Source organism: Cupriavidus sp. FW305-3-2-15-C-LB2 (genome assembly GCF_058787575.1).
In genome coordinates this window covers 362,593-382,630 of record NZ_JBYSZW010000002.1, presented here as the reverse complement: position 1 = coordinate 382,630, position 20,038 = coordinate 362,593, and the positions used below count along the sequence as shown (strand labels likewise).

The 20,038-nt window shown below is 68.0% G+C and carries 17 protein-coding genes; 9 read left to right on the top strand and 8 right to left on the bottom strand.

All coding sequences use genetic code 11. From position 1 onward, the window contains the following. The coding region (locus AC3WRR_RS03615; RefSeq protein WP_492296253.1) for a sensor histidine kinase at positions 1 to 2,048 on the bottom strand (2,048 nt) is incomplete at its 3' end. Continuing rightward, complete coding sequence (locus AC3WRR_RS03610) at positions 2,021 to 3,424, bottom strand: sigma-54-dependent transcriptional regulator (protein WP_010809257.1); 1,404 nt, start codon at positions 3,422 to 3,424, stop codon at positions 2,021 to 2,023. The genes AC3WRR_RS03615 and AC3WRR_RS03610, both read right to left, overlap by 28 nt. A 288-nt stretch (positions 3,425 to 3,712) precedes the next feature. On the opposite strand from AC3WRR_RS03610, the gene AC3WRR_RS03605 reads away from it, so the two are divergent. The 9 genes from AC3WRR_RS03605 (at position 3,713) to moaA (ending at position 12,638) form a co-directional block, all read left to right on the top strand. Continuing rightward, on the top strand, positions 3,713 to 5,143 hold the full coding sequence (locus AC3WRR_RS03605) for an L-lactate MFS transporter (RefSeq protein ID WP_010809256.1): 1,431 nt from the start codon (positions 3,713 to 3,715) through the stop codon (positions 5,141 to 5,143). Positions 5,144 to 5,186: 43 nt separating this feature from the next. Then, the gene (locus tag AC3WRR_RS03600; RefSeq protein ID WP_010809255.1) at positions 5,187 to 5,309 is read left to right on the top strand and encodes an MFS transporter small subunit; all 123 of its coding nucleotides are present in this window, start codon (positions 5,187 to 5,189) and stop codon (positions 5,307 to 5,309) included. A 364-nt stretch (positions 5,310 to 5,673) separates the two neighbouring features. Continuing rightward, the gene (locus tag AC3WRR_RS03595; RefSeq protein WP_010809254.1) at positions 5,674 to 7,113 is read left to right on the top strand and encodes a cytochrome ubiquinol oxidase subunit I; all 1,440 of its coding nucleotides are present in this window, start codon (positions 5,674 to 5,676) and stop codon (positions 7,111 to 7,113) included. Between the two features lie 13 nt (positions 7,114 to 7,126). After that, positions 7,127 to 8,134 (top strand): cytochrome d ubiquinol oxidase subunit II, encoded by a 1,008-nt coding sequence (cydB, locus tag AC3WRR_RS03590; RefSeq protein WP_010809253.1) that lies wholly within the window; start codon positions 7,127 to 7,129, stop codon positions 8,132 to 8,134. After that, entirely contained in the window at positions 8,134 to 8,271 is a 138-nt protein-coding gene (locus tag AC3WRR_RS03585) for a DUF2474 family protein (protein ID WP_010809252.1), read from the top strand. The genes cydB and AC3WRR_RS03585 overlap by 1 nt, the downstream gene beginning before the upstream one ends. A 4-nt stretch (positions 8,272 to 8,275) precedes the next feature. Beyond that, the gene (locus tag AC3WRR_RS03580; protein ID WP_492296265.1) at positions 8,276 to 10,369 is read left to right on the top strand and encodes an FUSC family protein; all 2,094 of its coding nucleotides are present in this window, start codon (positions 8,276 to 8,278) and stop codon (positions 10,367 to 10,369) included. Next, complete coding sequence (locus AC3WRR_RS03575) at positions 10,356 to 10,568, top strand: DUF1656 domain-containing protein (RefSeq protein ID WP_010814449.1); 213 nt, start codon at positions 10,356 to 10,358, stop codon at positions 10,566 to 10,568. The genes AC3WRR_RS03580 and AC3WRR_RS03575 overlap by 14 nt, the downstream gene beginning before the upstream one ends. Further along, on the top strand, positions 10,565 to 11,389 hold the full coding sequence (locus AC3WRR_RS03570; protein ID WP_058696775.1) for an HlyD family secretion protein: 825 nt from the start codon (positions 10,565 to 10,567) through the stop codon (positions 11,387 to 11,389). Before AC3WRR_RS03575 ends, AC3WRR_RS03570 begins: the two co-directional genes overlap by 4 nt. A 148-nt stretch (positions 11,390 to 11,537) precedes the next feature. Further along, on the top strand, positions 11,538 to 12,638 hold the full coding sequence (gene moaA, locus AC3WRR_RS03565) for a GTP 3',8-cyclase MoaA (protein ID WP_041688108.1): 1,101 nt from the start codon (positions 11,538 to 11,540) through the stop codon (positions 12,636 to 12,638). A gap of 24 nt (positions 12,639 to 12,662) precedes the next feature. Here moaA and AC3WRR_RS03560 read toward each other — a convergent pair whose 3' ends face one another. The 6 genes from AC3WRR_RS03560 to AC3WRR_RS03535 all read right to left on the bottom strand — a co-directional run bounded on the left by AC3WRR_RS03560 (position 12,663) and on the right by AC3WRR_RS03535 (position 20,010). Then, positions 12,663 to 12,929, bottom strand: coding sequence for a helix-turn-helix domain-containing protein (locus tag AC3WRR_RS03560; RefSeq protein ID WP_010814452.1), 267 nt, complete (start codon positions 12,927 to 12,929; stop codon positions 12,663 to 12,665). Next, complete coding sequence (locus tag AC3WRR_RS03555) at positions 12,916 to 14,370, bottom strand: aminotransferase-like domain-containing protein (protein ID WP_011617257.1); 1,455 nt, start codon at positions 14,368 to 14,370, stop codon at positions 12,916 to 12,918. Before AC3WRR_RS03555 ends, AC3WRR_RS03560 begins: the two co-directional genes overlap by 14 nt. Positions 14,371 to 14,439: 69 nt before the next feature. Then, positions 14,440 to 15,651: a molybdopterin molybdotransferase MoeA gene (locus tag AC3WRR_RS03550; RefSeq protein WP_492296250.1), complete on the bottom strand. Its 1,212-nt coding sequence runs from the start codon at positions 15,649 to 15,651 to the stop codon at positions 14,440 to 14,442. Beyond that, positions 15,645 to 16,490, bottom strand: a complete 846-nt coding sequence (fdhD, locus tag AC3WRR_RS03545; protein ID WP_492296249.1) for a formate dehydrogenase accessory sulfurtransferase FdhD — start codon at positions 16,488 to 16,490, stop codon at positions 15,645 to 15,647. Before fdhD ends, AC3WRR_RS03550 begins: the two co-directional genes overlap by 7 nt. Positions 16,491 to 16,624: 134 nt before the next feature. Then, positions 16,625 to 18,952: an FdhF/YdeP family oxidoreductase gene (locus tag AC3WRR_RS03540; protein WP_492296247.1), complete on the bottom strand. Its 2,328-nt coding sequence runs from the start codon at positions 18,950 to 18,952 to the stop codon at positions 16,625 to 16,627. Positions 18,953 to 19,101: 149 nt separating this feature from the next. Continuing rightward, positions 19,102 to 20,010, bottom strand: a complete 909-nt coding sequence (locus tag AC3WRR_RS03535; RefSeq protein ID WP_492296245.1) for a LysR family transcriptional regulator — start codon at positions 20,008 to 20,010, stop codon at positions 19,102 to 19,104. Positions 20,011 to 20,038: the final 28 nt, after the last annotated feature.

The window sequence follows — 20,038 nt, the reverse complement described above, 5'->3', positions numbered from 1 at the left end:
GCCCCCGCCTGCGCCGGGGCCGCCCCGTCCTCGCGCAGCCAGACAATAAACTCCGCCCCCTGTCCCACCGCGCTCTCCACGGTAATGCGGCCGCCGTAGCGCTCCACCAGCGCATAGCTGATGGAAAGCCCGAGGCCCGTCCCCATCTGCTTCTTGGTCGTGAAGAACGGATTGAACAGGTTGGGCACGTCTTCTTCCCGGATGCCGTGCCCGGTGTCGCGCACATGCAGCGTCACGCCCTGCCCGTCCCAGTCGCGCGTGCCGAGCGTGAGCGTGCCGCCCTCGGGCATGGCGTGGATGGCATTGGTCAGCAGGTTGACCACCACCTGCTGCAGCTCGCTGCGGCTGATGCGCACCTGCCGCGTGGCCAGGCAGTCCAGCTCGACCCGGATCGACGCGCCCTTCAGCATGTGCTGGACCAGGTCGACGCAGCCAGCCGCCACCTCGCCCGCATCCAGGCGCTCCATATTGCCCGCGTAGGCCTCTGGCCGGACAAACTGCAGCAGCCGGTTGGTCAGCAGGTGGATACGCCGCACCTGCTCGTCGATCAGCCTCAGCTCGTGCCGGACTGGCTCGGCAGCCGGGCCAAGAATCTCGCGCGCCACGTCCAGGTTGCCCTGGATGACCGCGATCGGATTGTTGATCTCATGTGCCACGCCCGCTGTAAGTTGCCCTGCGACGACGAGCTTCTCCGACGTGATCAGCTGCTGCCGGGTGGCACGCAGCTCGGCGTTTGCGTCCTCCAGCTCGCGCGTGCGCTCGGCCACCTTGCGATCGAGCGAGTCCGCCCAGTCCCTGAGCTGGTCATTGCGCTGCCGCAGGGCCGACAGCAGCTGGTCGAACTGGCTGGCGAGCTGGCCGAGCTCGTCTTCGCTGCGCACCGGGCCCACGCGCGCATCGGCGTCGCCCGCCTTCAGCGCCTGCATGGTGCCGACCATCCGCGCCATCGGCGCGAACACGCGCCTGGCCCAGAACAAGGCCAATAACGACCCCGCCACGCCCAGCAGCAGGAACAGGCCCACCAGGACCCCAAAAGCCAGGTTCTTCACCTGGCCGATGGGCCTGGCAAGATAGCCAACATAGAGCATGCCGATCCGCTCGCCGCGGCTGTCCACGATCGGCTCATAGGCGCTCATGTACCAGTCGCTGACCACGAACGCCAGGTCCAGCCATTTCTCGCCGCGCAGCAGCACCTTGTCGCGCACCTCGCGGGAGACCCGCGTTCCCAGGGCGCGCTCGCCATGGAACAGCCGAACGTTGGTGGCAATGCGCGTGTCGTCCAGAAACAGGGTCGCCGTGCCCTCGCTGCCACGAGGCAGCGATTCCGGCTGGTAGACCAGCGCGTTGATCGTGTCGATGAAGCCGAGGTTGTGGTTCAGCAGCGTGCCGCCATGCAGGATCGCCACCAGCGTTCCCGCCTGGTCAAATACCGGTGCGGCTGCGTGCATCACCATGCCGCGGCTTTCCTGGGTCCTGTCGGTCGGCGCTGCGTTGGCGGTGGGGCGTAGCGCCACCTGTGCGCGTCGGGCAAGCTCGCCGGAAACCGCGGCCAGTTGCGTGGCAGACCATACGTCGGTGGCGGCGTCCGTGCGGCCGGCGGCGGCGCTGGCCACCACGCGCCAGGCTGCGTAGTCCGCCCCTGCCGCACCGGCAGGCGCAGCGGCAAGCAGCCGCCCTTGCGGATCGAGCAACTGCAGGAAATCGAGCCCATGCGTGCGCCGCGCGTCAGCCAGGATCCCGGGCATGGCGCCGCCGCGGCGAAGTCCGTCCACCAGCGCATATGACCTCGCCTCCTGCAGGACACGGTCGCCCACGCCGCCCACCATATGCTCGAAATACTCGTGGGCGACCAGCAAGTCGCTGTTGACCTTGTAGGCAAGCAAGGCCTGGAACGCGCGATTGCCCCACAACCCCATGATCAGCAGCAGTGCCAGCAGCGCCACCAGCAGGGGCGCGACCACGATGGATACGAGCTTGGCCCGCAGCGAGGCGCGATAGTGGCGCAGCAGCGCAGCCGGGCTCAAGGACGCAGGCCCCACTGCAGGCATTTGCGGTCCAGCGTGCGGCGCGAGATGCCAAGCCGGCGCGCCGCTTCCACCCGGTTGCCGCCCTCGGCCGCCAGCACCTGCAGGATGTGCCGCCGCTCCACCGACTCCAGCAGCGTGCCGTCGTCGGCCGGCATGGCTGCATCCTCGCGCTCTTCCTCCGGAAGGTTGGCTTGAGCCGGATCGGCCTGGTGCGCGAGCAGCTCGACCGGGTATTCGCCAAGGATCAGCGCCCGCTCCACCAGGTTGCGCAGTTCGCGCGCATTGCCTGGCCAGTCGTAGCCCTTGAGCACCCGGATCAATGAGGGCGACAGCGGCACCGCCGGCAGCCCGAGCTGGGCCGACAGCTGCTCCGAGAAATGCTCGGCCAGCGGCACGATGTCTTCCGGCCGCGTGCGCAACGGCGGGATGGCTACGGACACGACATCGAGCCGGTAGAACAGGTCCTGGCGGAAGCGCCCGGCGGCGACCTCGTTGGCCAGGTTGCGGTTGCAGGCCGCGACGATGCGCACATCCACGGCAATCTCGCGCTCGGTGCCGAGCGGCCGGATGCGCCGGTCCTCGATCACCCGCAACAGCTTGGCCTGCATCGGCAGCGGCAGCTCCGAGATCTCGTCCAGGAACAGCGTGCCGCCGTCGGCATAGAGAAACAGGCCATGGCGCCCGCCGGCCGCGCCGGTGAAGGCCCCCTTGGCGTGGCCGAACAATTCGCTTTCGATGATCTCGGGCGCCATCGCGCCGCAGTTGAGCGGCACGAACTGGCCCTGCCGTCCGCTCAGGCGATGCAGCTCGCGCGCCACCACTTCCTTGCCGGTGCCGGACTCGCCCGTCACCAGTACCGTCGATGGCATCGGTGCCACCCGTGCCACCAGCGCCATGACCTTCTTCATCGCTTCGGACTCGCCGATGAAGTGCTTGTGGATGGTGTACTTGTCCAGCTCGCGGCGCAGCAGGTAGTTCTCGCGCGTGAGCCGGGTCCGGTCGAAGCAGCGCCGGATCGCATTGAGCATCTGGTCGACCCGGAACGGCTTGACGATGAAGTCTGCGGCGCCCGAGCGCAGCGCGGCAATCGCCGTGTCCATGTCGGCGAAGGCCGTCATCAGGATCACGTCGGCGGGGTTGCCGGCCGCGCGCAGTGCCTTGAGCCACTCCATCCCGCTGGCACCGGGCAGCGCCACATCGAGCAGGATCAGGTCGAAATGCCGTTGCTCCAGCAGCGCGGCACCCGCTTCGGCGCTGTCGGCCGTCACCACGCTGCCCACCTTGCCTTCGAGCGCGCGCGACAGGAACGAACGCATGCCGGCCTCGTCGTCCACCACCAGGATCGTGCGACGCTGCCAGTTGTCGGCATCGGGCGGGTTGCTTTGTCTTTCGCTCATCACTTTAGTTGTTGCGGGGCAAGGGAAGAGTCTAGCGACAGTCGGCTACCCGGCTGTATTGGGAATTAAACCGAGCCGGCCGCCGCACATGGACATTTTGGCGCGGGCAAGGGGCCTCCGTCCGGACATTTTGTCCAAGGCTGCGCCCCGGCGCGCGGGGCCGCGCGACGCAATCCATTGACGACAAAGGGATTGCGCCTTGGGCATGGCTTTTGCTGAACCACGCACTCCAGCCCGTCGCATCACGCGCAAAAAAGAGGCTGCCACTTCCAGGTAGGAGACACCTTCATGTCATACCCCGCGCAAGCGCAAACGCCCTCGCAGAAGTCCCAGCACGCGTCGCCGTCCCGGCCAGCATCACGCCCGTCGGCCTTCTCCAAGGAGGCCATCATCGCCCGCCCCGGCTTCAACCGCTGGATGGTACCGCCGGCCGCGCTGGCGGTGCACCTGTGCATTGGCCAGGCCTATGCGTTCTCGGTCTTCAACGAGCCGCTGACGCGGATCCTCGGCGTCACGCAGTCCGCGCCAGGCGACTGGCAACTGACCACGCTGGGCTGGGTGTTCTCGCTGGCGATCTTCTTCCTCGGCATCTCTGCCGCCTTTGCCGGCAAGTGGCTGGAGAAGGTCGGGCCGCGGCGCACCATGTTCACGGCCGCGTGCTGCTTCGGCGGCGGCTTCCTGGTTTCGGCGCTGGGCATCTGGCTGCACCAGATCTGGCTGCTGTACCTGGGCTACGGCGTGCTGGGCGGGATCGGGCTGGGGCTGGGCTACGTGTCGCCGGTGTCCACGCTGATCCGCTGGTTTCCCGACCGCCGCGGCATGGCCACCGGCATGGCGATCATGGGCTTCGGCGGCGGCGCGATGATCGGCGCGCCGCTGTCGGTCGCGCTGATGAACTACTTCAAGAGCGCGACCAGCGCGGGCGTGGCTCAGACCTTCCTGGTGATGGGCGTGATCTACTTCATCTCGATGTCGATCGGGGCGCTGGCCATCCGCATCCCGGCCCCGGGCTGGGCGCCCCCGGGCTACGTACCCACCACCAAGGCCCGCAAGATGGTCACGCACGCCAACGTGCACATCGACCAGGCGCTGAAGACGCCGCAATTCTACCTGCTGTGGGTGATCCTGTTCCTGAACATCACCGCCGGCATCGGCGTGCTGGGCCAGGCTGCGGTGATGATCCAGGAAACCTTCAAGGGCAGCATCACTGCGGCAGCCGCCGCCGGCTTCGTCGGCCTGCTCAGCATCGGCAACATGACGGGGCGCTTCCTGTGGAGCTCCGCCAGCGACTACTTCGGCCGCAAGATCACCTATGCCATCTTCTTCGCCTTCGGCGCCGCGTTGTACATGGCGGTGCCGGCCGTCGGCTCGTCCGGCAACGTGGCCCTGTTCGTGGTCTGCTACTTCCTGATCCTGACCATGTATGGCGGCGGCTTCAGCACCATTCCCGCCTACCTGGCGGACATGTTCGGCACGGCCTACGTCGGCGGCATCCATGGCCGCCTGCTGACCGCCTGGGCCGCCGCCGGCATTGCCGGCCCGGCGCTGGTCAACTACATCCGCGAGCACAAGCTGGCCATGGGTGTGCCCAGGTCAGAGGTCTATGTCGACACCCTGCACATCATGGCCGGCCTGCTGGTGGCGGGGTTCGTCTGCAACCTGCTGATCCGGCCGGTGCATGAGCGCCACCACCTGCGCGAAGCCACCAGCGCAGCCTGAGCGCCACCCCGGCTTCCGATACCAATACACAGGAGACACCACCGTGCAAGACGACCGTACTTTCGGCAAGACGCTGCTGCTGCTCGCGTTCTGGGCATACGTGCTGATCCCGCTGGGCGCGGGGATCTGGTCGACCCTCGGCAAGGCCATGAAGCTGTTCAGCTGAGCGCTCGCGCCGGCCGTCCGCTGCGTCCTGATCCATCTTCGCAGCGCACACCCGAGAGCCTCCTGACTGGTGCCGCGGGATCCTGTCGCATGACTGTGATCCCGCGCAATCGCGTCATCTGTACCGGTGGCGCGAAGTGCCTGGCAAGCGCTGCTTCCGGCCTGAAGAACTGAGCTTGAACGGTTCCGCAAGAACTGTATCCCTAGCGGGCAGGCTGTAGTCCTTACGCTTGTCCATGGTGTCCTGTCCCGCAATTGACCCGATATGAAATCGCCCAGTTGCCCGCCATGCGTCGTTGCGGGACCGGACACAGTCTCGCGCGACACGCCGTCGTGCCGGCGGCCACCCCACGGAGAGCACATCGATGTACGGACTCACAGCCCTGGAACTCGCTCGAATCCAGTTCGGATTCACGGTTTCCTTCCACATATTATTTCCCGCCATCACGATCGGGCTGGCATGTTTCCTGGCGTTCCTGGAAGCACGCTGGCTCTACACCAAGGACACGGTGTACAGGACCCTGTACCAGTTCTGGATCAAGATCTTCGCGTTGAACTTCGGCATGGGGGTCGTTTCCGGCCTGGTCATGGCCTATGAGTTCGGCACCAACTGGTCCGGCTTCTCGCAGTTTGCGGGGAGCGTCACCGGACCGCTGCTGACCTACGAGGTGCTGACCGCCTTCTTCCTGGAAGCGGGCTTCCTGGGCGTGATGCTGTTCGGCTGGAACCGGGTCGGGCCAGGGCTGCACTTCTTCTCGACGGTGATGGTGGCGCTCGGCACCATGATTTCCTCCACCTGGATCCTGGCATCGAACAGCTGGATGCATACGCCGGCCGGCTACGTCATCGTTGCCGGCAAGGTGGTGCCGACCGACTGGCTCGAGGTAATCTTCAACCCGTCGTTCCCCTACCGCCTGGCGCACATGGTGATCGCCGCGCTGCTGTCGACGGCACTGTTCGTGGCGGCATCCTCGGCCTGGCAGCTGCTGCATGACCGCGCCGTGCCCGCCGCCCGCAAGATGCTGTCGATGGCGCTGTGGATGGTGCTGATCGCGGCGCCGATCCAGGCGGTGGTGGGCGACGCCCACGGCCTGAACACGCTGGAGCACCAGCCCGCCAAGATCGCTGCGATGGAGGGGCACTGGAACACCGCGGCCAAGGATGACAAGGGCGGCTTCCCGCTGATCGTCTTCGGCATCCCCGACATGGAACGCGAGGAAACCCGCTACGCCATCGAGATTCCGCGCCTGGGCAGCCTGATCCTCACGCACAGCCTTGACGGCCAGATCCGTGGCCTGAAGGACTTCCCCAGGGAAGACCGCCCCAATGCCACAGTGCTGTTCTTCACCTTCCGCATCATGGTTGGCCTGGGGGTGGCGATGATCCTGTTCGGCCTGCTGGGCTGGGTGCTGCGCCGCAACGGCGCGCTGTACCGGTCCAAGGCCTTCCTGCGCCTCGCGGTGGTGATGGGCCCCGCCGGCCTGGTCGCGCTGCTGGCCGGCTGGATGACCACCGAGATCGGCCGCCAGCCGTGGGTGGTCTATGGACTGCTGCGTACCCATGATGCCGTTTCCGCGCATGCGGCCGGCCCGGTGGCGCTGTCGCTGGCACTGTTCGTGGTGATCTACTTCGTCTGCTTCGGCGTGGGCATCCGCTACATGCTCAAGCTGGCCAGCGCCGGCCCCGCCCCCGACGCGCACCCGCACGAAGAGCCGTCCTACGGCCCCGGCAGCGTCGTCCCCGCCGCCATCGCCGCGGCTTCCACACCCAACCCGATGGCCCCGCACGGCCAGCGCGAATCCTGAACAGGTGATCAACATGGGTATCAACCTTCCCGTTATCTGGGCCGCCCTGATCTTCTTCGGTGTGATGATGTACGTCATCATGGACGGATTCGATCTTGGCATCGGCATTCTCTTTCCCTTCGTCGGCGACCGTCATGACCGCGACGTCATGATGAACACGGTGGCCCCGGTCTGGGACGGCAACGAAACCTGGCTGGTGCTGGGCGGCGCGGCGCTGCTGGGCGCCTTCCCGCTGGCCTACTCGGTGCTGCTCAGCGCCTTCTACCTGCCGCTGATGTTCATGCTGATGGGGCTGATCTTCCGCGGCGTGGCCTTTGAATTCCGCTTCAAGGCCAGCGACCGCAGCCGCCCTTACTGGGATGCCGCGTTCACGTGGGGATCGGTGCTCGCCGCCTTCTTCCAGGGCGTGACACTGGGCGCCTATATCGACGGCATCGCCATGGAAGGCGCCACCTTCACCGGCGGCGCGCTCGACTGGCTGGCGCCGTTCCCGGTCTTCTGCGGCGTGGGCGTGGTGATCACCTATGCCTTCCTCGGGGTCACCTGGCTCATCATGAAGACCGAGGGCCGCCTGCAATGGACCATGCTGCGCGTGACCAACGTGCTGACCGGCGTGATGCTGGCAATGGTCGCCGCGGTGAGCGTGTGGACGCCGCTGACCCATCCGGAGATCGCGCAACGCTGGTTCGCGCTGCCCAACCTGTTCTTCTTCCTGCCGGTGCCGCTGCTGGTGCTGTTCTCGGCCTTCGGCATCTACCGGTCCCTGCGCAAGCACCCGAACGTGTCGCCGTTCCTGTACGCGCTGCTGATGATCTTCATGGGCTATACCGGGCTTGCCATCAGCATCTGGCCCAATATCATCCCGCCGTCTATCTCGATCTTCGATGCGTCGTCGCCCCCGCAAAGCCAGGGCTTCGCGCTGGTCGGCACCCTGTTCATCGTGCCGATCATCCTGGCCTACACCTCCTGGTCCTATTACGTGTTCCGCGGCAAGGTCAAGCGCGGGGAGGGGTACCACTGATGGCCAGGATCCCGCAATCGCGGCTGGCGGCCCGCCTGGGCTGGCTGCTGGCGCTGTGGCTGGCGGGGGTCGGCACCGTCTTCGTCTGCGCCAGCCTGATGAAGCTGCTGATGCGGGCAGCCGGGCTTGCCAACTGAAGCCATGCCGTCCTCTGGCCCGCTCTCCCGTCCCGCGCTGCCCGCGCGCACCGCCGGCGTGTTCGACACGCTCGCGGCAGCCTGGGCGGGACGCCCCGACCTTGCACCCTGGCTGCATTCGCTGAAGGTGTTCGGCGCGGCAATGCTGGCGCTCTACGTGGCGCTGGCGCTCGGGCTGCCGCGGCCCTACTGGGCCATGGCCACCGTCTACCTGGTGTCCAGCCCGCTGGCCGGCGCCACCTATGCCAAGGGCACCTACCGCGTCTTCGGCACGCTGCTGGGCGCGGTGTGCGCGGTGGCGCTGGTGCCCTGGCTGGTCGACGAGCCGGTGCTGCTGATGGCCGCGATCGCGTGCTGGACCGGCACCCTGCTCTACCTGTCCTTGCTGGAGCCGGCGCCGCGCAACTACATCTGCCTGCTGGCCGCCTATACGCTGCCGATCGTGGCGCTGCCGACGGTCACCAACCCGGCCACGGTCTTCGACGTGGCCCTCACCCGCATCGAGGAAATCGTCATCGGCATCGTCTGCGCCAGCGTGGTCAGCGCGGTGGTGTTTCCCTCGCGCACCACGCCGGCGCTGGCCGCGCGCGCGTCGGCGTGGCTGGACCACGCCTCGCGCTGGATCACCGACGTGCTGGCCGCCGGCGCCAGCGCGGGCCAGCGCCATGACAGCTTCAGCCTGCTGGCCGCCGATATCCTGGCAATGGAAACCCAGCTGGCGCAGCTGACCTATGAAGCCGACGGCGCCCTGACCCTGCGGCGCGCACGTGCCCTGCACCAGCGCATGACGGCCCTGCTGCCGCTGGTGCTGGCGCTGGCCGATGCCGCCGGCGCCTTGCACCGGCATCCGGCGGGCATGCCTGACACCGTCGCGCAGCGCATGCGCGCCACGCTGGCCTGGATCGCCGGCGACGCCTGCGCGTCCCGGCCGCCGCCTTCCTGGTACCCGGCAGGCACCACGCCCGCCGCACCCGCGGACTGGCATGCACGGCTGGTCGCGGCGACCTGCACCTACCTGGACGAACTGGGCGACCTCTGGCAAGACTGCCGCCTGCTGCAGGCCAGCCTGCGCCAGGGCGGGAGCGAGCCCACCGCGCTGCGCTACCGCGTGGAACCCGCCGGGCAGGCGCGGCACCATGACCACGCGCAACTGTTGTTCCGCGGCGCCACCGCCGGCTCGGCCACCTTCGTCGCGGGCCTGCTGTGGATGGTGTCGGGGTGGGTCGATGGCGCCGTCCCGGTCGGCCTGGCCGCGCTTGCCAGCTGCTTTATCGCCACCACCGCGGAGCCGCGGCTGATGGCCGGCCGGGTGATCGCGTGGAGCATCGGCTGTGCGTTGCTGTCCTGGTACTACCAGTTCGTGGTGCTGCAGCTGGCCCATGACTTTGGCTCGCTGGCCGCCCTGCTGTGCGGCCCCTACCTGGTCATCGGCGCCATGACCACGCAGCCGCGCAATGCGCTGTTCGGCGTGTTGCTGGCGGTCACGGCGGCATCGTTCCCGGGCCCGCAGCACCTGACCGCGGCAAGTTTCGCCGGCATTTTCAACAGCAGCCTGGCAAGCCTGGCGGCGCTGGTGTTCGCGGCCTTGTGGGCGGTCCTGATGCAGCCCTTCGGCCAGCAGCTGGTGGCCTACCGGCTGGCCCGGGCCAACTGGAACGAGATCGCGCTGGCGGCGCACCCGCGCGCGCCGGTCAACAGCGCGCGGCTGCGCGGCCGCATGCTGGACCGGCTGCTGCGCCAGTGGCCGCCATTGACCCGCCGCAACAATGCCAGCGGCAGGCACGCCGGCAGCGCCGTTGCCGACTTCCTGGTCGAATCCGCCGCGCTCGCGCTGCGGCGCGCCCCCGCTGGCGTGCCTGCGCCGCACCGCCGTGCCGTGGAGCGCGTGCTGGCCGGCGTGGCACGCCACTACCGCCAGTGCGCGCGCGCCGGCCATGCCAGCCCGCCCGCTCCGGCACTGGCGGCGCAGATCGACGCGGCCTTCGCGGCGCTGGCCTCGTCGGCGCACGGCAGCCCCCGCACGGCGCTGGCGGTACTGGCCACCCTGCGGCTGGCCCTGTATCCGCCTACCGAAGGAGAGCCCCATGCACGCCACTGAGTTCGACCTGTACGGCGTCTTCGTGCCGGCCACCGTGGTGTGGATGCTGGCCGCGTTCGCGGTGACCGCCGGCGTGCGCGCCGTGCTCGCCCGGATCGGCTTCTACCGCATCGTCTGGCACCGGTCCTTGTTCAACTTCTCGCTCTATATCCTTGTACTGGGCGCGCTCGTCGCGCTCCTCTGGCAGGCCCCATCATGATTCGCAAGCTTTCGCTGCTCGGCCCCGTTGCGGTGACCCTGGCGGCCGTGGTCGCCGCGGCGCTGACCGCCTGGCATTTGTGGCAGTACTACACCGAGGCGCCCTGGACCCGCGACGGCCATGTGCGCGCAGAAGTGATCCAGGTCGCGCCGGACGTGTCCGGCCTGGTCACTGCCGTGCTCGTCGGCGACAACGCCCGGGTGCAACGCGGCCAGGTCCTGTTCGTGGTGGACCAGGAGCGCTTCAGCCTGGCCCTGAAACAGGCCCAGGCCGAGGCCGCGTCGGCGCGCGCCGCGCTGGCACTGGGCCGGCGCCAGGCGGCGAACGCGGCCGCCGTGGCCGCCGCGCAGGCGCGCATCGACGAAGCCGATGCCGCGGTGGACGTGGCCAGGCTCAACCTGGCCCGCTGCCGCGTGACCAGCCCGGTCGACGGCCATGCCAGCGACCGCCTGCCGCGCGTCGGCGACTTTGCCACCCGCGGCAGGCCGGCCCTGTCGGTGGTGGCCAGCGGCTCGCAGTACGTGGAAGGCTATTTCGAGGAAACCAAGCTGCCCGCGATCCGCGTCGGCAGCGCCGCCGAAGTGCATATCATGGGCCAGCGCACTCCCTTGCGCGGACATGTGCAGAGCATTGCGCCCGGCATCGAGGACCAGGACCGCGCCATCGGGCCCAACATGCTGCCCAGCGTCAACCCGACCTTCAACTGGGTGCGCCTGGCCCAGCGCATACCGGTGCGAATCGCACTGGACCAGGTACCCGCCGGGGTCCACCTGATCGCCGGCCAGACCGCGACGGTGCGCATCCGGGCGCCGCGCGAATGAGGCGCCCCGACGCAGCCATACCGGCCCCGCCGGAACTGTTCTGCTTCCGCTCCTGCCGATTTGTACGCCTGCCGGGCGGCGATCGGTCCCTACCATGGAGGGCATGGCATGCGCCATGCCCTACCCCATTGCCCCCGGGAGATTCGCCATGCAAGCAGCGCTTGTGCAAGAAATGCCCGCCGCCCGCAGTCTTGAGGCGCCCGAGCCGGACCACGCATCACCCGCCTGCCGGGACCAGCTGGGCCGTCCGCTGCGCGACCTGCGGCTCTCGGTGATCGACCAGTGCAACTTCCGCTGCACCTACTGCATGCCCAAGGAGCGCTTCGGGCGCGACTATCCGTTCCTGTCGCCTGAGCAGCGCCTGTCCGATGCGGAACTGCTGCGCATCGTGCGCGCCTTTGTCGGCCTGGGCGTTGAGAAAGTGCGCCTGACCGGCGGCGAGCCGCTGCTGCGCAAGGGCATCGAGTCGCTGGTCGAACGCATTGCGGCCATGCGTACCCTCGATGGCCGGCAGGTGGAAGTGGCCATGACCACCAACGGCAGCCTGCTGGCCCGCAAGGCGCGTTCGCTGCGCGACGCAGGCCTGGGCCGGGTCACGGTCAGCCTGGACAGCCTGGACGACCAGATCTTCCGCGCCATGAACGATGTCGATTTCCCGGTCGGGCGCGTGCTGGAGGGCATCGACGCGGCCATCGCGGCGGGCCTGGCACCAGTCAAGGTCAACTGCGTGGTCGAGCGCGGCACCAACGACGCGCAGGTGCTGCCGCTGGTGGAGCACTTCCGTGGCAGCGACGTCACGCTGCGCTTTATCGAATATATGGATGTGGAAGGCCCGAGCGGCTGGTCACAGTCACGCGTCGTCCCGTCCGACGAGATCCGCGGCATGGTCGAGCGCGCGCATGCGCTGCTGCCGGTCACCCGGCGCGACGGCGAAACCGCCAGCAACTACCTGCTGGCGGATGGCAGCCTGAAGCTGGGTTTTATCTCCAGCGTTTCGCACCCGTTCTGCGGCGATTGCACCCGCGCACGCGTTTCGGTCGACGGTCGGCTTTACCTGTGCCTGTTCGCCACCAGCTCTGTCGACCTGCGCCAGCACCTGGGTGCCGCGCGCCCCGATGAAGCCGTTGCGGACGCGGTCCGGCAAGCCTGGCAGGCCCGCGGCGACCGCTACTCCGAGCTGCGCGCGGACCGGCTGGCCAGCGGCAAGCGCCAGTACCCGACGGTGCGCATGTCGCTGGTCGGCGGCTGAGCCGCGGGCGCGGCTTTCGGCCACTCAGTCAGGATTCGGGAAAGCCTGCGCGGCAAGCTCCGCGCCGGCTGGTGTCAGGCTCGCGTGACCGCGGCCTTCCTCGTCGATCGCCACGTCCGCCAGTCCGGCGGCCTGCAGTTGCGTCAACACGCGCCGCAGCACGCTCATTGGCAGCTGGGCCCGCTTCGCGATCTTGGCGAGCGACCAGGGGCTGCCGCCGCCCTCGCGCCCAGCCTGCCACAGGACCTGGAGCGCCGCGACCATGGCGGGATCGATATCAGCGTCTTGCATGCTCTTCCTCGCCGGGTTCCCGGCTGCGCGCCAGCAGGTGCTGCGCGATCCTGCCCAGCGTCTGCACGGCGGACTCGATTCCGGGCGACCATTCCCCGCTGTAGTTCAGCCGGATGCAATGGCGGTAAGTGGCCCCGGGCGCAAACATATGCCCGGGCGCGATGGTGATGCGGTGCTCCAGCGCGGCGTGGTACATCTCCATCGCATCGATGCCCTCCGGCAGCTGCACCCACAGCACATAGCCTCCCGCAGGGCGCGACGGGGTGGTGCCGTCCGGGAAGAACCTGCGCACCGCGGCGGCCATGATGTTGGCCTGCTGCGCATAGGCCTTGCGCACCCGCCGCAGGTGGAAGTCGTAGCCGTCGTTCTTCAGGAACTCGGCAATCGCCAGCTGCGGAATGGCGGGCGTGGTCAGCGTGTTGAGGAACTTGAGCCGTTCCACCGCCTCGCGGTAGCGGCCCGGCAGCGCCCAGCCGATCCGGTAGGCATTGGTCAGCGTCTTGGAGAACGAGGAGCAATGCAGCACGATGCCGGCCTTGTCAAACGCCTTCAATGAACTGGGATGGGCCTCGCCGTAATAGAGCTCGCCGTAGACGTCGTTCTCGATGACGGGGATGTCCTTCTCGGTCAGCATGGCCACCAGCGCGCGCTTCTTCTCATCGGGCATCTGGAAGCCGAGCGGGTTCTGGAAATTGGGCATCACCATGCAGGCGGCCACGCCCTTTTCATCGATCAGCCGCGCCAGCTCGCCGATGTCGATGCCTTCCACCGGATCGGTCGCCACCTCGATGGCGCGCATGCCCAGCCGCTCGATAGCATGGAGCATGGCGTAGAAGGTTGGCGACTCCACTGCGATGGTATCGCCCGGCCTGGCCACCGCCTGCAGGCAGAGGTTGATGGCCTCGGTCGCGCCGATGGTGACGATCACCTCGTTCGGATCGATGGCGTAGCCGTTCTCCAGGTAGCGGCGCGAGATCTGCCGGATCAGCTCGGGGCTGCCGGGCGGCAGGTCGTCGAGCATGGTCCACTTGGCATAGCGGCGCGCGATATTGTTGGCGTACTGGTTGATGCGCTGCCACGGAAACAGCGAAGGGTCCGGATAGGGCGAACCGAGCGGCACGGCATCATCGGAACGGATCGAACGCAGCGTGGAAAGCACCAGCGCGCTGACATCCACCGCCGAGGGCTTGGCACTGGGCCTGGACGGGCGCAGCTCGACCACCGGCTCGCCCGGCCGCGCGCGCACGAAATAGCCGGACTGCGGCCGGCTTTCGATGATGCCGCGGCTCTCCAGCAAGACGTAGGCCCGGATCACCGTGGTGATGCTCATGCGGTGGTGCTGGCTGGTCTGCCGCACCGAGGGAATCCGCTCGCCGGGCAACAGCACCCCCTGCTGCACCAATGCTTCTATGTCCGCAGCCAGCTTTTCGTATAGTTTCACGCTGCGCTCCCCTTCCCATGTCCCTCGCGCCCGGCCGGTGCCTGGTCCGGCCCTTGCGCCGGGCTGCTGTCAGCTGAGCCAACGATGAAGATCATAGTACGGCAGGGGCACATTTTGGAGTTGTCCGGCGCATTGGGGTTCGACCCGCACAAAGCCGCTGGCCTGGCCGAGCGCCGACACCGAGGCGGCACCCTGCTGTGCATTGACCTGCACGAAGCTCTCGCGGCCGCCGAGGTTGCCGATTTCGCCCACGCGCCAGAAGGCATCGCCGCGGTGCGGGCGGCTGCCCGCCAGCGCCGCCCTGACCCGGCCTACCGGCGGGAACAGCTCCGCGCGCCCCTGCAGGCGGCGCAGCAGCGGCGTCACCAGCAGCGCGAAGGTGGCATAGGCCGCCGCCGGATTGCCGGGCAGGCATACTACGGGCTTGCCGCGCAGGCGCCCCACCGTGACCGGCTTGCCGGGCTTCATGTTGACGCCACGGCAAAGCAGCTCGCCGCCTGCCGAAGCCAGCGCCGCCGCGACCAGGTCGCGCTGGCCGACCGAGGCACCGCCGGTGACCAGCACCAGGTCGGCGTCGGCGGCAAGTTCCCGCAGCATGTCGTGCAAGGCGCGCTCGTCGTCATGCACGTGGCGGTGGCAACTGACCACGGCGCCCATCGACTGCACCAGCGACTCGAGCATCGGGCCATTGACGTCATGCACCTGGTACACGTCGCGCGGCTCGTCGTGCGCCGCCACCTCGTCGCCCGAAGTCAGGATGGCAACCTCCACCAGCCGGCAGACCGTGGCCTCCGTCAGTCCCTGCGACGCCAGCGCGGCAATATGCCCCGCATGCAGCAGGGTTCCCGCCGACAGCAGCAGGTCGCCCCGGCGGGCGTCCTCGCCCTTGCGCCGGATATGCTGGCCCGCCACGGGTGCGCGCGCGCAGACCACGCCGCGATAGGTTTCCTCGGCATCCTCCAGCGCGACCACGGCATCGGCGCCGGGTGGAATCACGCCGCCGGTGTAGATGCGGATGGCCTGGCCGGGCAACAGCGGCTGCGGCTGCGTGCCGGCGTAGACGACCTGCTGCAGCGGCAGGCAGGCGTCAGCGCGGCAGTCTTCACAGCGCACCGCATAGCCGTCCATGGCACTGCGGTCCGCCGCGGGCGTATCCATGACCGCGGCCACGTCGCCGGCCAGCACGCGGCCGGTCAGCAGGCCCAGCCACACGGTTTCGGTCTGCCGCACGGGCTCCGCGCACATCGCGAAGACCGCCTGCGCCTCGTCAAAGTTCAGCATGCTGCGCCTCCGCGGGCGGCATCCAGTGCGGCGCCGGTATAGTCGACATAACCATCCTGGCGGCAGAAGCTGAGCAGGCGCAGACCGGCCTGCTCGGCGACGCGTATCGCCAGCGAGGTCGGCGCCGAGATCGTCGCCAGCATCTGGATATTCATGCGCGCCACCTTGCGCACCAGTTCATAGCTGGCGCGGCTGGACAGCAGCACGAAGCCGTCGTCCATCGCCACGCGCTGCATCGCCAGGTGGCCGATCAGCTTGTCCAGGCCGTTGTGGCGGCCCACATCCTCGAACACATGCAGGATCTCGCCGCCCGCATCGCACCAGGCCGCGGCGTGGACGCCCCCGGTGGCCTGCATCAGCCGCTGGTGCGACGGCAGCGCCGCGACCGCGCGCTCGATCATCTCGCGCGACGGCGTGAGCCGGGTGGCCGGCTCGGGCATGCGCGCCGGCTCCAGGTCGAGCAGCTCGATGCTCTCGATGCCGCAGACGCCGCAGCCGGTGCGCCCCGCCAGCGCGCGCCGGCGGGCCCGCATGGTGGCAAAGGCGTGCTCGCTGATCTCCATCTGCACCTCGGCGCCGTGCGGGTGCACGCGCACTTCCAGGTCGTGGATCTCGGCATTGCGCCCGACGATGCCCTCGGTCAGCGAGAAGCCGACCGCGAACGCCTCCAGGTCCAGCGGCGTGGCCATCATCACGGCGTGCGAGATGCCGTTGTACACCAGCGCCACCGGGAGTTCTTCTGCCACGTTGTCCGTGGCCGGCTGCACCAAGCAGTTTTTGTGCCGCACGATGCTGCGCGCTTCATAGCCTGTGTGTTCGACCAGTTCGGTGCATTCCATGGGATCTCTCGTAAAATTATGTGCAGCGCCCGCTTGCATGCTGACGGTTTGTTCCCCTCTCCCGCTTGCGGGAGAGGGGAACGTTCACCAGGGGTGTCAGTCGCTTGACGAGCGGTATTGCGCGCAGCGCGGGATCAGCTCGCCGCCGCGTTCTGGCGACGGGACGGCGTCAGCAACACCGGCACCGACTTCGACGTGGGCGTGCCGCAGCCATCGCCCGTGCTTTCCAGCGGCACCAGCGGATTGGTCTCGGGGTAGTACGCCCCCAGGCAGCCTTGCGGGATGTCGTATTCGACCAGCACGAAGTCCTCGACCTGGCGCTGCACGCCGTCGTCCCAGACACTGGTGATTTCCACGTGCTGGCCCGCCTTCAGGCCAAGCCGCGCCAGGTCAGCGGGGCTGATGAAGACCACCCGGCGCAGGCCGAACACGCCGCGGTAGCGGTCGTCCAGGCCATAGATCGTGGTGTTGTACTGGTCATGCGAGCGCGTCGTCATCATCACCATCAGCTTGTCGCCATACTTCTGGCGGGCCCGGCTGATGGGGGTGTCCTTGTCGATGCGGTTGACCAGGAACTGCGCCTTGCCCGACGGCGTATGCCAGACCCGGTTGCATGCCGCCGGCGTCAGGTGGAACCCGCCCGGCACCGCCACGCGCTCGTTGTAGCTCTCGAAGCCGTCGATCACCTGCTCGATGGCGTCGCGGATGCGGGCGTAGTCCTGCGCATACCAGAGCCAGTCGATCTTCTCCGAGCCCAGCGTGGCGGCCGCCATGCGCGCGACGATGGCAATCTCCGACAACAGGTGCGGCGACGCCGGCGCGTTCATGCCAAAGGAGATATGGACCATGCAGACCGAGTCCTCGACCGTCACGCCCTGCGCCACGCCGTCCTGCTGGTCGATCTCGGTGCGGCCCAGCGTCGGCAGGATCAACGACTCCCTGCCGTGCACCAGGTGGCTGCGGTTGAGCTTGGTGGCGATGTTCACGGTCAGGTCGCACTGGCGCAGGGCCTCGAAGGTGCGTGGCGTATCCGGCGTGGCGGTGGAGAAATTGCCGCCCAGTCCGACAAAGACCTTGACCTTGCCCTCGAGCATCGCCGAGATGGTGTGGACCACATCATAGCCATGCTTGCGCGGCGGCTCGAAGCCGAAGGCGGCCTGCAGGCGGTCCAGGAATTCCGGCTCGGGCTTCTCTTCGATACCCACCGTGCGGTCGCCCTGCACGTTCGAATGCCCGCGCACCGGCAGCAGCCCGGCGCCGGGGCGCCCGATGTTCCCGCGCATCATCATCAGGTTGGACAGGATCTGCACCGTCGGCACAGAGTGCTTATGCTGCGTCAGGCCCATGCCCCAGCAGGCGATCACGCGCTTGCCCTTGGCGTAGACCTGGGTCAAAGCATCGATGTCTTCCTGCGACACGCCCGACTCGGCGACGATGTCGGCCCAGCTCTCCGCGCGCAGGTCTTCGATGAAGTCGCCGTAACCGATGGTGTGCTCGCGCACGAAATCCACGTCGATCAGGCGCTCGCGGCCGTGCCGGATGGCCTCTTGGTCGAGTTCGTCCAGGCGCTTGGCCATGCCCTTGATCAAGGCAAAGTCGCCGCCCAGCTTGGGCTGCACGAACATCGAGGCGATCTTGGTGCTGGAGCCGGTCAGCATCTCCACCGGGTGCTGCGGGCTGGTGAAGCGCTCCACGCCGCGTTCGCGCAGCGGGTTGATCGAGACGATGGTGGCGCCGCGCCGCGCGCATTCGCGCAGCTCGCCCAGCATGCGCGGATGGTTGGTGGCCGCGTTGTGGCCGAACAGCAGGATGGTGTCGGCATGCTCGAAATCATCAAGCACCACGGTGGCCTTGCCCACGCCGATGGTCGGCGGCAGGCCCCGGCTGGTGGCCTCGTGGCACATGTTCGAGCAGTCGGGGAAGTTGTTGGTGCCATAGGCACGCACGAACAGCTGGTAGAGGAATGCGGCCTCGTTGCTGGCGCGCCCCGACGTATAGAATGCGGCCTGGTTCGGGTCCGGCAGCGCGCGCAGGTGGCGCCCGATCAGCGCAAAGGCCTCGTCCCAGGCGATCGCACGGTACTTGTCGGTCTGCGCGTCATAGACCATGGGGTGCGTCAGCCGCCCGTGCTGCTCAAGCTCATAGTCCGTCTGCGCCATCAGCGACGTCACCGTGTGCTGCGCAAAGAACTCGGGGGTCACGCGCATGCTGGTGGACTCGGCGGCCACGGCCTTGACGCCGTTCTCGCAGAACTCGAAGGTGGAGGCGTGCTGCCGGTCCGGCCAGGCACAGCCGGGGCAGTCGAAGCCATCGGCCTGGTTCTGCTTGAACAGCATCTTGTACTTGCCACCGGCAACCTTCTCCTTGATCAGGTTGATGGCAACGTACTTCAACGCACCCCAGCCGGCGGCGGGGTGGGTGTAGGGGGCGATGTGGCCTTTTTCAGGGGTCGGGGAGCTCATTGGCGTGGTGTCCTGTAACGACGGGGGCGCTGTCCGGCGGCCTGCCAGTGCTGCGGCGGGGGCCGGATCGTTGCGGTGTCACCAGATTAGATTTCCCGGGTGCCCCCGGGTACATACAAAGGGGCGCTTGCCCGGGGAGCACAGTTGCTTCAGACCAGCGGGAACGCCTTCACCACATGCCGCAGCAGGCTGTCGGCCACCGGGGACAGGTGCCGGCCGGTCCGGGTGATGATGTGGATGCGGCTGTTGTTCAGGATGGGATTTGCCAGCGGCAGCGACACCAGTTGCCTGAACTGCGGCTCCTTCAGCGCCACCGAGCGTGCCGTCATGATGTAGCCCAGCCCCATCGCTGCATATTCCCACAGCACCTTGAACGAGTTGGTGACAAGCATCGGCTTCAGGGTGACGTGCTCGTCCAGCTCCGCCGCCTGGATATGCTTGCGCACACCAAACGATTCCGTCAGCGCCGCTCCCTGGTGCGGCGCCAGGTCCGCCAGCGTCAGTGCGCGGCGCTTGCGCGCCAGCGGGTGGCCTTTACGCACATGCACGCGGATCGGCGACAGCCGTGAATAGTGCGAGCGCAGGCGCACATCGTCGGGCGGCTGAAAGACGAAGCCGACATGCGCCAGGTCCTCCAGGATATGCCGGACCGTTTCATCGGTGCCGGCCACCTGGATGCTGCAGCTCACGTCGGGATGCTTGCGCAGGAAGCCCTGCAGCACGGGCTCCAGCACCAGGTCGACGAAGCCTTCGCCAAAGACCAGCTCCACGTGGCCGCGCCGCGCATTCTTCAGGTTGTTGACCTCGGCCAGGAAGGTATCGTTCAGGTCCTGCTGGCGCCGGGCAAACAGCGCCAGCAGGCGCCCGGCATCGGTGGCGACAACACCCCGGCCGCGCCGCTCAAGCAAAGTCAGCCCGGTTTCCTGCTCCAGTTTCGCCACGGCGCGGCTCACTACGGACGGGTCCAGCTCAAGCACCTCGGCCGCGCCGCGCACCGTGCCGGTCTCGATGATCTGCAGCAAGCACAGCGCCCGCTTGCGGTCCAGCACATCTTCCATGTCTTCCTCCTCTGGCTCGTGCCGCCGC

What these genes read in the sequence shown, in the direction of transcription:
- AC3WRR_RS03575 (WP_010814449.1), top strand. Translation starts at nt 10,356, where the DNA reads ATGCACGCCACTGAGTTCGACCTGTACGGCGTCTTCGTGCCGGCCACC.
- fdhD (WP_492296249.1), bottom strand. Translation starts at nt 16,490, where the DNA reads ATGGAATGCACCGAACTGGTCGAACACACAGGCTATGAAGCGCGCAGC.
- AC3WRR_RS03535 (WP_492296245.1), bottom strand. Translation starts at nt 20,010, where the DNA reads ATGGAAGATGTGCTGGACCGCAAGCGGGCGCTGTGCTTGCTGCAGATC.
- AC3WRR_RS03595 (WP_010809254.1), top strand. Translation starts at nt 5,674, where the DNA reads ATGTACGGACTCACAGCCCTGGAACTCGCTCGAATCCAGTTCGGATTC.
- AC3WRR_RS03585 (WP_010809252.1), top strand. Translation starts at nt 8,134, where the DNA reads ATGGCCAGGATCCCGCAATCGCGGCTGGCGGCCCGCCTGGGCTGGCTG.
- AC3WRR_RS03570 (WP_058696775.1), top strand. Translation starts at nt 10,565, where the DNA reads ATGATTCGCAAGCTTTCGCTGCTCGGCCCCGTTGCGGTGACCCTGGCG.
- AC3WRR_RS03610 (WP_010809257.1), bottom strand. Translation starts at nt 3,424, where the DNA reads ATGAGCGAAAGACAAAGCAACCCGCCCGATGCCGACAACTGGCAGCGT.
- AC3WRR_RS03580 (WP_492296265.1), top strand. Translation starts at nt 8,276, where the DNA reads ATGCCGTCCTCTGGCCCGCTCTCCCGTCCCGCGCTGCCCGCGCGCACC.
- AC3WRR_RS03560 (WP_010814452.1), bottom strand. Translation starts at nt 12,929, where the DNA reads ATGCAAGACGCTGATATCGATCCCGCCATGGTCGCGGCGCTCCAGGTC.
- moaA (WP_041688108.1), top strand. Translation starts at nt 11,538, where the DNA reads ATGCAAGCAGCGCTTGTGCAAGAAATGCCCGCCGCCCGCAGTCTTGAG.
- AC3WRR_RS03605 (WP_010809256.1), top strand. Translation starts at nt 3,713, where the DNA reads ATGTCATACCCCGCGCAAGCGCAAACGCCCTCGCAGAAGTCCCAGCAC.
- AC3WRR_RS03540 (WP_492296247.1), bottom strand. Translation starts at nt 18,952, where the DNA reads ATGAGCTCCCCGACCCCTGAAAAAGGCCACATCGCCCCCTACACCCAC.
- cydB (WP_010809253.1), top strand. Translation starts at nt 7,127, where the DNA reads ATGGGTATCAACCTTCCCGTTATCTGGGCCGCCCTGATCTTCTTCGGT.
- AC3WRR_RS03550 (WP_492296250.1), bottom strand. Translation starts at nt 15,651, where the DNA reads ATGCTGAACTTTGACGAGGCGCAGGCGGTCTTCGCGATGTGCGCGGAG.